The organism is Nostoc sp. FACHB-888, from assembly GCF_014696655.1.
In the GTDB taxonomy this organism is placed as follows: Bacteria; Cyanobacteriota; Cyanobacteriia; order Cyanobacteriales; family Nostocaceae; genus Nostoc.
Genome location: NZ_JACJQM010000142.1, coordinates 1 through 11,729 on the forward strand (window position 1 = coordinate 1; position 11,729 = coordinate 11,729).

Below are 11,729 nucleotides of genomic sequence, written 5' to 3' on the forward strand. Positions count from 1 at the left end.
TTGGGTGGCTAATGGGCTGTCGGCGATTGGCCAGAGACTATGAGTTATTACCGGAAACATCGGAGACGTTTATCTACCTTGCCATGATCCGGATCATGGTAAGACGATTAGCATAAAATTTTACCCCCCCAAACTTTTCAAACAGCCTCTAACGAACTTGCTGCCAAATTTTACTTAGAATGGGGTAAAGAAAAAGCCGCAGAAGGATATCTACAACAAGCATATTACTGCTATGCCCGTTGGGGAGCTAAAGCCAAAACTGATGACTTGGAAAAAGGCTATCCCAAATTACTCAAACCCATTTTGCAACAGCAAGAATTCAACTTCAATCCCTTAGAAACCATAGCCAGCATCGGCCGTACATCTACTTACACCACCAGCAGTACTAATATTTCTGATGCTCTAGATTTGACCTGCATTCTCAAAGCTGCTCAAACCATTTCCAGTTGTATAGAATTAGACGCACTCATCAGCAGTCTCACCCGTATTATCCTAGAAAATTCTGGTGCAAAAACATGTGTATTAATTCTTCCTCAAGAAGACACTTGGCAAGTGCGGGCAATTACCTTTATAGACCAACAGTCAAATTCCCAGACTGATGTCAAAACCATTCTTGAATCACAACTACTAGATACTTGTCAAGATATCCCTAGAAAACTGATCAATTACGTTAAGAATACTCGAGAAACTGTCATTATAGACAACTGCAAAACAAATATTCCTGGTGTAATTGGGGAATATATGCTCCAACATCAACCTCAGAGTGTATTATGTACACCTATTATTAACCAAGGTCATTTATTGGGAATTCTTTACCTAGAAAATCAACTAAATCAAGGGGTATTTACTAGTAACCGTTTACAAGTGATTAATCTGCTGTCCTCCCAAGCAGCAATTGCTTTAGAAAATGCGCGGCTTTATCAACAAGCCGGGCAAGCTTTACAAGATTTGCAACAAGCTCAATTACAAATAGTGCAAAGTGAAAAGATGTCTGCATTGGGTAACTTAGTTGCTGGGGTAGCTCATGAAATGAATAATCCTCTCGGTTTTATTGCTGCCAGCCTCAAACAAGCTAAACCAACCTTTACTGATGTTATCGAACACTTGAAACTATATGAACAAAAGTTTCCTACTCCCGGAGATGAAATTCTTACCCATGCCGAAGAAATCGACTTGGAATATAGCTTGGAAGATTTCCCCAAGATGATTGATTCGATGATTATAGCGTGTGACCGACTCAAAAATATCAGTACTAGTCTTCGCACTTTCTCCCGTGCGGATAGAGATTACAAAGTACCGTTTAACATTCATGAAGGCATTGATAGTACAATTCTAATTTTAAAACATCGTCTCAAAGCCAATGACAGCCGTCCGGCAATTGAAATAGTGACGGAGTACAGTAAATTACCCCAAGTTGAATGCTTTCCGGGACAATTAAATCAAGTATTTATGAACATTTTAGCGAATGCTATTGATGCATTGGATGAATCAAATATAGGTCGGACTTTTGAAGATATTAAAGCTAATCTTAACCGAATTACAATTACTACCTTCTTAAAAGAAAAACAGGTTGAGGTGAAGATTGCTGATAATGGTCAAGGCATGAGTGAATCAGTCAAACAAAAAGTATTTGACCACTTGTTTACCACTAAAAGCGTTGGTAAAGGAACCGGATTAGGATTAGCGATCGCTCAATCTATTGTTGTAGAAAAACATGGCGGAACTTTGGATGTTAATTCTACCCCAGGCGTTGGAGCAGAATTTGTGATTACTTTACCGATTCTGGTTTAGACTCAAAATTAATTTGGCCCTTGTTGCGACGTGTTGACTTCTTAGTAACCCTCCGATAGATGTGAAACCATTGCCCACAACACCCATCCATTTTTCTCGGCTATCGATTAGGGCTTGTTGATTGTGTTGTTGGCTACTTACCCCGCTATATCAGTGCATTAGTATCTGGCTTACCGGGGGGAGGCAAATCATTGTTAACCAGGACTTAGGCAACTGGCACAGGCGATCGCTAAATTTTGGTACATGGCTATTAGCATAACTGACGCAATTGGTACAGGGCGATCGCTATCTAGTAGTACATTAGTATTGCAAGAAAGATTTAGCTTATAACATTGGTTAAACCATCTATCAAATTATTTAGTTCAACAACTCAAACGTCCGACTGTTCCCATGTTTATCGCATAATTGTTTGGTGTGCGGCGCGGTTACACCAAACAATTGCTTGTGCCAGTTGCGTAAGTCCTGAGCAAAACCGGTCCCTCTCCTTACTAAGGATGTCCGATAGGACAGGGTGAGGTTTTGGGGTAATTCGATGACTTGTGTGTACACCGTAGGCTTGCTAAGGATAAGAGTTGGGGGTGAGGTTTAGGCTGTATTGCAACGAAGTGAGAATCTTTATAAGTCGTTGGGAAGAATCCCTAGTGATATAAACCGAGAGAAAATTTGTTTGATAAGCTCGATTTTGGGTTGCGAGTGCGATCTTTCAGCTACCCTGAAATTGATATATAAAAGAGCAATTTTCAAATGACCATTTACTTTTATAAGGTTTGCCAGCCTTATGGCTGTTTTTCTAACTTTTCTCCCCACGGAATCCACATCCAGGGTACTTACTGGCCAACAGTTGAGCATTATTATCAAGCGCAAAAGTTTGTAGGCAGCACAGATGCGGCAATTATACCTCTCATTCATGCCGCCGCTACCCCAGAAGAAGCTGCCGCTTTGGGAAGATGTAGCACTCGCCAACTTCGTCGAGACTGGAATTTAGTCAAAACTCAAATTATGCGAGAAGCTGTACTCAAAAAGTTTCTCACTCATACTGATATTAGAGAAGTTCTTTTAAGGACAGGCGATGAAATTTTGGTTGAAAATTCCCCAACCGATTCTTTTTGGGGCTGTGGTGCTAATAAAGCCGGCCAAAACCATCTCGGTAAAACTCTCATGAGTGTTCGTGAAGAAATTCGTAAATTACTATCTTTAACAGTAATTTACGAATAATTTAATCAAAATAGTTACATTCAACATAAACTCAGTAATTAAATGGGGAATAGTAAAATTCCCCAGGCAAAAATATTTAAAAAAGTTGCCAGTAATTTAGTTATTTTTTTGAAAAAATCTTAATTAATTGGATTAATGGGCAAAAAATGGAAAAAATATTTTTAATTTAAAGCAATTATTAAGACTTAGCTTATAAGTAATTTTACTCAAATATTTTACTGATTAAGAATATAAAATTAATGGGTGTCAATGATTAAAATTTTCTTAACTTAAAATTTGAAAGGATGTTTGTAAAATCTTTAATGATATACCAAGCGGTCTGATATCTCCTTAAATCAACTTTAGAAGGGCTATGGGGATCAAGCAGAATATCTGATCCTTTTCAAATATGCTCTGATCCAGTTCCAAAAATATTTGCAACAGATGCACGCCTCTAGCAAAGCATTTGTAGCAGGAATCTCTGGAAACGGGAAAAAAATCAAGGCATTGGAAGTTGAAAACTCTGATTAGTGACAATTATAAAAAAAATTATACTTCAGTCATGGTGTATGTAGACAATGGCATTTACCGATGAACCAAAAGGGTTGCAGCAAAGCTTAGACCAAGAAAGTTTACTGCACCGGATGATAAAACAGATCAGGCGATCGCTCGACCTCCAAGAGATATTAACGACTACCGTTAGCCAAGTACGTTTATTTTTGGGTGCAGATCGGGTAAAGGTGTATCGTTTTGATGCTGATGGTAGTGGTGAAGTAATTGCTGAATCTATCCATGACCAGCGTCTGCCATCCTTATTAGGGTTACGCTTCCCTGTTCATGATATTCCACAAGAAGCCAGGGAGATGTTTCTCTTAGCACAGCAACGTTCGATTGTTGATGTGGCAAACGGGAAGATCGGGCTATCGCCTCTACAATCCAAAGAAACTGGCAAACGTCTACAAACTAACATTTACTATCGGCAGGTAAACCCGTGCCATATTCAATACTTAAAAGCAATGGGTGTGCAGTCTTCGTTGGTAGTGCCAATTTTAGATTGCGATCCACAAGAACAATTGGCAAAGCCTAAATTGTGGGGATTGTTGGTATCTCACCAAAGTGAACCGCGAAAGATTTTGAAGCGGGAACTAAAAGTATTACAGCAAGTAGCTGACCAGGTTGCGATCGCGATCGCTCAAAGTAATCTACTCACCGTAGCCCGCGCCAAGCAAGAGCGAGAAGCTACTATTAACCGAGTTACCACACTATTGCATAAACTGCCGACAATCCAATTGCAGGGGGCGCTAGAAGAAGTTATTACTGCCTTCGATGGAGTAGGTGGCAGGCTTTATATTGAACAGAGTGGGGAACTATACACTTGGGGCAACCAACCGACAGTTGCCTACGAGTTAGATAACAGTATTATCGAACAGCATCCCATCTGGCAAAACTGGATGGCTGAGTGTAAAGAAGGCAATATTTGGGCAATAGCTGACCTCTATAAAGAACCACGTTTGCGAGTTTTGGCTTTAGCATTCCGTTCTACTCAAATTCGCGGACTGATGGTAATTCCCCTACATTACCGAGAAACATTTATTGGTGTATTAAGCATTTTTCGCTCTGAATTTGAAACGGAAATCTTGTGGGCGGGACGATGTGAAAAAAATCGGCGACAACTGTTACCCCAGCTTTCCTTTGAGGTTTGGCGAGAGCAAAAAAAGGGGCAAGCGCCTGAGTGGAAGCCGGAAGACATCTCATTAGCGCAAGCTTTGTACGACCATTTCTCAATGGCAATTCAGCAGCAGCAAATGTATAAACAGGTACAATCCCTGAATGCTAACCTAGAACTGCGGGTGCAAGAGCAGACTTCTGAACTCGAAAAATCATTACTGTTTACCAAGGTACTCAAGCAAGTTACAGAGCATATTCGCTACACATTAGACTTTCAGACAACTCTGCAATCCATCGTTCGGGAAGTCCGTCCCCTGCTAAACTCAGACCGGGTGCTGATTTTCCAGATGAAGACTAAATCGGTGATTGTAGAAGAAATTAATGGCAATTGGCAGTCAGTTTTAGGAGTAAAAGCACCACTGGAATGCTTTCCTGATGAGTATGCCCATCTATATTTTCAGGGCAGGGTACGGGCAGTTAACAACGTTTCCACAGCTTCTTTAAGTGAATGTCATCGAGAGGTTTTGCAGAGTCTGCAAGTGCAAGCAAGCTTAATAGTTCCAATTAATATAGGTATGGAACTATGGGGCTTACTAATAGCCCATGAGTGTGAGGCTCCTAGAGATTGGCAGGATGCAGAAATTGATTTATTGCAACAGCTAGGAGATCAGGCTGCGATCGCTATTCAACAAGCGCAACTTTACGAACAAACTTGTGATGCCGAAACTGAAGCCAGAACTCAAGCTGCACAGTTAGAGCATACCCTACATGAACTCCAAGAAACACAGGCAAGATTGATTCACACCGAAAAAATGTCCGGTTTAGGACAGTTGGTGGCGGGTGTCGCCCACGAAATCAACAACCCCGTTAACTTCATCTACGGTAACCTCTGTCACGCTACTGACTACACCGAACAACTGCTAGAAATTTTACGCCTCTACCAGTTCCACTATCCTTACCCTCATAGTGAAATTAGCGCCGCAATCAAAGCGATCGATTTTGAATTTTTGCTAGAAGACCTCCCAAAAATTATGGCCTCAATGCAAGTAGGAACCGATCGCATCCGTTCAATAGTGCTGTCGTTACGCAATTTTTCTCGCTTGGATGAGGCTGAAAACAAGCGTGTTGACCTGCATGAAGGTATTGAGAACACTTTATTAATTTTGCAACATCGGCTGAAAGCAAATTCTGAATTTCCAGGCATTCAGGTAATCAAAGATTATGGCGACATACCAAGGGTAGAATGCTATGCCGGTCAAATGAATCAGGTATTCATGAATATTCTCAGCAATGCCATAGATGCCCTGGCAATGGGGAGTGGCGAGTGGGGAATAGGGACAAGGGAGACGAGAAAACAAGGGGACAAGGGAGATAACCCATGCCTAATGCCCACTATCCACATTTCCACTAAAATCTCAGCAGACAACTCTCGTCTGTTGATTCGTATTTGTGACAATGGGCCCGGAATGACTGAAGAGGTGAAAAAGCGGATTTTTGACCCGTTTTATACTACCAAACCTGTGGGCAAGGGTACAGGACTGGGACTGGCAATCAGCTATCAAATCATTGTCGAAAAACATGCTGGAATAATGGAGTGCATTTCAGAACCTGGCAAAGGTACAGAGTTCTGGATTGAAATTCCCGTGAAGCCTCCAGCCAAAATTAACTAAAGGCAAAAGATTGACTTTTATAGGCAGTTCTTGCAGGGGGTAGGGGAAAGATATTAAAGCTTTTTATTTACCTTTCTTATTCCCCCATAATAATGGTTGCTTTATTTCTGCTGTGTTGTACCAGAGCGATCTCTTGAGAATTTTTCAGATCAAACAGTGAACGATTATCTGTCATTTGGCATAATATCATCCTGCACTGTTCGCTTCCCAACTATGTGACATGATAATAACTTTCTCTTAAGAAATAGATATTGTAACCCTTGCTCAATAAGGCTTTCAAGAATTTCATTGAAATATATTTATTTGATATTTTCCTAGCACAACTACAAGCTAGTTGGAACCTCATATCTTGAAACTACACTTAGGTTCAACATTAATGAGTAGATATATACTCCTTGCGCTAGTGATAATTATTAAGATTAATAGTTAGCTTAATAATGAAGCTAATTTAACGGATAAAGTATTATGAATGACAACAAGCTACCTTTGAATCAAACTGATGCCGATCCTCTCGTCCATGAGGAAAAGATTGTTAAAAGTGAGAGTGATAAAAAATTGTCTTTAAATCAAGCTGAAGAAAATTTTGAATCCCAACCAGAAAAAATCTCAAACTCTTCATCAGATTCAGGCATTAGTGCTAGGGTAGCTGGAGCTGCAATTGGGGGCGTACTAGGCGCTCGCACTGGAGGCATTATCGGTGCTGTCGCAGGTTCAGTTGCTGGCGCTATAATTGGTAAGGGAACTGCTGATACGGTTAACCGGGCTGTAGATAATTTAGGAGATGCGGCTAACTCTGTAGCAGAGGGTGTTAAGCATTCTATAGAAGACATAGGCACAGCAGCCAAGGAAACCATTGAAGAAGTCAAGCCATCTATCAAAGGGACAGCAGAAGCCGTCAAGCAAACAGTTGAAGAGTCTAAGCCTTCTATTAAAGGTATAGCCGAATCAGTTAATCAGACGGTTAAAGAGGCTAAACCTTCTGTAGTAGATGCAGTTAAGAATGTATCCGAAGAAGTCAAACCTACGATTAGAGGGGTAAAAGAGTCAGTTCAGCATACAATTGAAGGCGTTCAGCCTTCTGTAGAAAACGCTGCTAACTCTATTAAAAGCGCTGCCGATGAAATTAAGCCTTCTGCCAAAGCTGTGGCTAAGGAAATTGAAACTGCTACTAAAGATGTTCGCTCAACTGTCAAGGGAACAGCCAAGGCAGTCGAACCCTCTGTAAAGAGTGCTGCTGAATCCCTCAAATCATCGGCTCACAATGCAACTGAATCGTTGAAATCATCGGCTCAAAATGTTACTGAATCTGTCAAAGGTTCAGCCCATGATATTAAGTTATCTGCTCAAAATACGGCAGAATCTCCCAAGAAGGAAATTCAGGATAACAATGTCCGTGTCTCCAGCAGCCCAATGCCTGAAGTCATTATCATCAAGGAACAGGCAATTATTGAAGATAAGAGAGACTAGATAAAGACTAGCCTCTAACTTTGTCACATACATCTAAGCAAAGTTTCAAGCAGGTGAACCTAACAAAAGGTTCGCCTTATGTCTAGAAGAAGTAAATTAGCGCTCTTGCATCACTCTTATGAAAAAATAAGGGACATCCAAAAATTAAATTACTCAATTCCTGCGTCCAATAGGACTGTCCAATTTCTTCTCCCCCTGCTCCCCCTGCTCCTCAGTAAAGTTTAGTTGCAAACAAAATCTTTCCTATCCAGAAGTGATAATCTAATAATTGAAGTTAATAAATAAGCTTCCCTGGCAGATATAAGAGTTGCATCTGGAATGTAGTAAGAGGTAAAAGACGCTGTTTAACTTACATCTGTCTCGTCAAAACACAGCAACACCCAACGCGAAAACTGTTATTTCCTCAAATATGGAAGATTAGGGGGCGCTGTAACTGGTTTTCATAACTTGTTTATACAAGCTATGGAAGTTAGTACATCCCTGGTTAGGATAAAGAAGGAGAGGAGATAGTTCAGGGAGTAGAGGTTTGGGTGTTGTTGTGTTTAAAGAGAAGTCTGAGATAGGGACTCCTCTTAGTGTAAGATTATACGAAGTTGAATAGTGAAAAACAGTTTAAATAGCGCCTTATGTCAATTATTGCGCTCAGAGCGTGGTATCTACAGGATTACGAGCCGATTCCAGAACTGGAAAAACGTCCGCCAGACATTCGCTTAAGCAAAAAAAGCCTGTTGAGATCAGCATTACGAGCAGACTTTTTGGAAGAAAGCGACGAGGTTAAGAAATCAACTTGGTTTGGACGCTATCTGGAAGGGGAAAATATTGAATTTTATATTGAAGGTAGTGGTGGCTATTGCGTCGCCAACATTGACTTAATTAGTCATGAAATTTATTTCACGAAGCAGACGCTATTGGCTCAGTTAGAACCAACGATTTTTTTATCCTATCAAACTGAGTATGCCGCAGCGACTAATATTCTCAGAGAAGAACTGCGAAAAAGTTTGGACAGTTTAAACTTGCGATCGCGCCTTCCTCTAACATTAGTAGAATCCTCTCGCCCCATCGGTGCTACTGTACGGATTAACCGCACGATCATGCGAAAAATCCGTAGGAGTTTGTTATTCATCGCTGACACCACACCCATTGCTAGTATTGACGGTAAAGAAACTCCTCAAGTACTTCCTAGCCCGAATGTCTGTATTGAGATTGGCTATGCCATCCAAAGTAAGCGGTCTGAACAGATTTTACTAGCGCATATGCAACGTCCAGACTTTGAAGGGCAATTTCCCTTCGATTTACCGACACAGCAAATTTTGCAATTCCAAGACACCGCAGAACTAAATAACATCCTCACAGGAACGATTCAAAACCAACTAGCACGATTCAAATTGTTTTTTTGAGCAATCTGTGATGTCAACTAAAATAAACGGACAGGCTTTTTTTGCAGTCCAGAAGTAATGGAACTGACCCGATCAACCACAGAAATCATGTATTTATAATCTGGTACTTGTCCGTTGGGTACATACCCTACTTCTTGAGCTAAACTAGAAGGCGCATCGCTCATTACTTTGCGGATGAACTCTTGACGGTTACGTTCTACATTAGGTCCAATCAAGACTACGCCTAATGGTACATAGTGAGGGTCTTTAAATAGGATGCGGAATTGGGTTGAGCCCAACTGGGAACCGTAGAGGCTCAATTCAGCCTCCGAGACAGCACAGGCGATCGCTTTTCCTTGGGCGACTAATTCCAGCGCGGCTTTGGGCGTGGGTGCAAACAGGATGTCAGCCAGTGTTGTACCAAAAAGATTGTAAAGTGGAAAATAATATCCTGTGGCTGAACCTAACTGACCTAAAGCCACTGTTTTACCTTGTAGCTGTTTCAAGTCGGTTATCGGATTATCATTGCGAACAACGAAGATTGAACGCAGATTACTAATACCTATTAAAGGAAACAGGGGAACATATTGGTGACGTGCGATCGCAATCGCTGCTAAACCCGGTGGAGCAAATACCAAGGACCAAGCACGAGCCTTAAGGCGCTCAACCGCTTTGTTTTCATTAAAAGCAGGTTCTAGCTGAATATATGAGTTTGTTTTTTCACCCAAGTAACTATTAAATTTAGCATATTGGCTAATTATCTTGTCGCTTCCACCATAGTTGATAACGCCAAGAGTTAATGCGCCCTCAAACTGCCGTTGTGATTGGCAGGCGGCAAATGTCAAACCTAGCAGATTAAATAGAAATAAACGACGGGGAAATCGCAAAAACATCATTAATAATTATGGTTAAGGAAATAACTTCGCTTTCAAGACTAATTTAGATGAGTTTGGCTACTGCCTAAATAGTTTAAATTGCAGCAAAGAATTAATATTTATTTAAATATCGCTGACATGGTTTCTAACAGGTATAAATAAATATTAGACAAACTCAGATACCACCTTCGTTGGTTAGCTTATGTTAAACAACATTACGTTAAAAAACCTAAAAATAGGTGCTAAATTTAACTTACTTTTAATATTAGTTTTCATAGTCAGTATTTTGGGTAGTGGCGTTGCCTTATCCAGTGTACTTCAGCGAAGGGCACAAAATGAAGTGGCTTCCCAAGCGCAGATTCTCATCCAAATGGTGAATGCAGTTAGAAACTATACACAAAATCGTATAGTTCCCCTATTGGAACCTAGTCTAGATACTAACCCAACGTTCATGCCAGAAATAGTACCAAGTTTTTCCTCTAAAGAGGTTTTTGATAATTTTCGTAAAAAGCCAGAATATAGAAACTTTTTTCATAAAGACGCAACACTTAATCCAACTAATTTAGCAGATAAAGCCGATAGTTTTGAAACTAAACTTGTAGAGCGTTTTCGCAACGAACCCAATACTCTAGAAATTACTGGCTTTCGGAACTTGGCAGAAGGCGAAGTATTTTACATTGCGCGACCACTCAAGATTACACAGCAGCAATGTCTGCAATGTCATACTACACCAGATCAGGCTCCTAAGAGTCAGTTGGTAACCTATGGCTCGGAAAATGGTTTTGGCTGGCAACTCAATCAGATTGTTTCTGCCCAAATAGTCTCTGTTCCTTCCGAAGATATTTTTACCAATGCCAAACGGACTTGGATATTAATCATGGGACTTTTAATTGCAATCTTTGCGCTCATAGTTTTCTTAATTAACTTCTTAATCAAAAAATATGTGATTCAACGCATCAGAAGAATAGAGAAAATAGCTCAAAAAGTTAGTATTGGTGATATGAGCGCTGATTTTGAAGAAAGCTCTAATGATGAAATTGGCGGGTTGGCGGAAGCATTTAATCGGATGAAAGCTAGCTTAAAAATAGCTATGGAGATGCTGAATAACCAAAGCTAATACATTGGTCAGATCGCTCCTTCCGGCAGCCGATTATGTAGTAATTGCCACACCGCTAACCCCGGAAACTAAAGGCTTGATCGATGAAACTGCATTGCGCTCCATGCGTCAGTCTGCTTACTTAATTAATATCGCTCGTGGTGCGATCGTAGATGAAGCCGCATTGCTCACCGCACTACATGAAGGATGGATTGCGGGTGCTGGATTAGATACAGTGGCTACAGAACCTCTGCCACCAGAAAGTCCCTTGTGGTCGTTGCCGAACTCCTTTATCACACCCCATTGTTCAGCCCTGTTACCACGACAGAGAGAGCGTATAGCACAACTGTTTATCGACAATCTCAAACGTTACCAAACTGGTCAACCCTTACGGAATATTGTAGACAAGCAAGGGGGATACCAGGGCAAACGCATCTAAATATTGATGAGCATAGATAAAAGTAGAAAGCACCAGAAGCTAGACCCCATACTACTTTTAGAAAGTTAAACATCAATTAGCAAAGGAATGATAATCATTATGATGGGGTGGGTGGGTTAGAGGCAACCGACGGTTGCCATTAAAGAACGTGAT

8 protein-coding genes and 1 pseudogene are annotated in these 11,729 nt (G+C 40.8%); 8 read left to right on the forward strand and 1 reads right to left on the reverse strand.

Going from position 1 to position 11,729, the window contains the following annotated elements; genetic code table 11:
* The 6 genes from H6G26_RS33690 to H6G26_RS33715 all read left to right on the forward strand — a co-directional run.
* A partial coding sequence (locus H6G26_RS33690; RefSeq protein ID WP_190727979.1) for a transposase occupies nucleotides 1–116 on the forward strand: 116 nt, incomplete at its 5' end.
* A gap of 151 nt (nucleotides 117–267) precedes the next feature.
* Entirely contained in the window at nucleotides 268–1,791 is a 1,524-nt protein-coding gene (locus tag H6G26_RS33695; RefSeq protein ID WP_242054058.1) for an ATP-binding protein, read from the forward strand.
* Nucleotides 1,792–2,535: 744 nt separating this feature from the next.
* Nucleotides 2,536–3,006 (forward strand): N-glycosidase, encoded by a 471-nt coding sequence (locus tag H6G26_RS33700; RefSeq protein ID WP_190735351.1) that lies wholly within the window; start codon nucleotides 2,536–2,538, stop codon nucleotides 3,004–3,006.
* 557 nt (nucleotides 3,007–3,563) lie between these two features.
* Nucleotides 3,564–6,323: a GAF domain-containing protein gene (locus tag H6G26_RS33705; RefSeq protein ID WP_190735353.1), complete on the forward strand. Its 2,760-nt coding sequence runs from the start codon at nucleotides 3,564–3,566 to the stop codon at nucleotides 6,321–6,323.
* 465 nt (nucleotides 6,324–6,788) lie between these two features.
* Nucleotides 6,789–7,790: a hypothetical protein gene (locus H6G26_RS33710; protein WP_190735355.1), complete on the forward strand. Its 1,002-nt coding sequence runs from the start codon at nucleotides 6,789–6,791 to the stop codon at nucleotides 7,788–7,790.
* 626 nt (nucleotides 7,791–8,416) lie between these two features.
* Entirely contained in the window at nucleotides 8,417–9,187 is a 771-nt protein-coding gene (locus tag H6G26_RS33715) for a hypothetical protein (RefSeq protein WP_190735357.1), read from the forward strand.
* A gap of 17 nt (nucleotides 9,188–9,204) precedes the next feature.
* On the opposite strand, the gene H6G26_RS33720 is transcribed toward H6G26_RS33715, so the two are convergent.
* On the reverse strand, nucleotides 9,205–10,059 hold the full coding sequence (locus tag H6G26_RS33720) for a PhnD/SsuA/transferrin family substrate-binding protein (RefSeq protein WP_190735363.1): 855 nt from the start codon (nucleotides 10,057–10,059) through the stop codon (nucleotides 9,205–9,207).
* 184 nt (nucleotides 10,060–10,243) lie between these two features.
* On the opposite strand from H6G26_RS33720, the gene H6G26_RS33725 reads away from it, so the two are divergent.
* On the forward strand, nucleotides 10,244–11,158 hold the full coding sequence (locus H6G26_RS33725) for a DUF3365 domain-containing protein (protein WP_190735359.1): 915 nt from the start codon (nucleotides 10,244–10,246) through the stop codon (nucleotides 11,156–11,158).
* Between the two features lie 10 nt (nucleotides 11,159–11,168).
* Nucleotides 11,169–11,576, forward strand: a pseudogene (locus H6G26_RS33730) (NAD(P)-dependent oxidoreductase); the annotation flags it as partial.
* Nucleotides 11,577–11,729: the final 153 nt, after the last annotated feature.

Excerpts from the sequence above, each read along its gene's own strand:
- H6G26_RS33700 (WP_190735351.1), top strand. The coding sequence starts at position 2,536 with ATGACCATTTACTTTTATAAGGTTTGCCAGCCTTATGGCTGTTTTTCT.
- H6G26_RS33705 (WP_190735353.1), top strand. The coding sequence starts at position 3,564 with ATGGCATTTACCGATGAACCAAAAGGGTTGCAGCAAAGCTTAGACCAA.
- H6G26_RS33710 (WP_190735355.1), top strand. The coding sequence starts at position 6,789 with ATGAATGACAACAAGCTACCTTTGAATCAAACTGATGCCGATCCTCTC.
- H6G26_RS33715 (WP_190735357.1), top strand. The coding sequence starts at position 8,417 with ATGTCAATTATTGCGCTCAGAGCGTGGTATCTACAGGATTACGAGCCG.
- H6G26_RS33720 (WP_190735363.1), bottom strand. The coding sequence starts at position 10,059 with ATGTTTTTGCGATTTCCCCGTCGTTTATTTCTATTTAATCTGCTAGGT.
- H6G26_RS33725 (WP_190735359.1), top strand. The coding sequence starts at position 10,244 with ATGTTAAACAACATTACGTTAAAAAACCTAAAAATAGGTGCTAAATTT.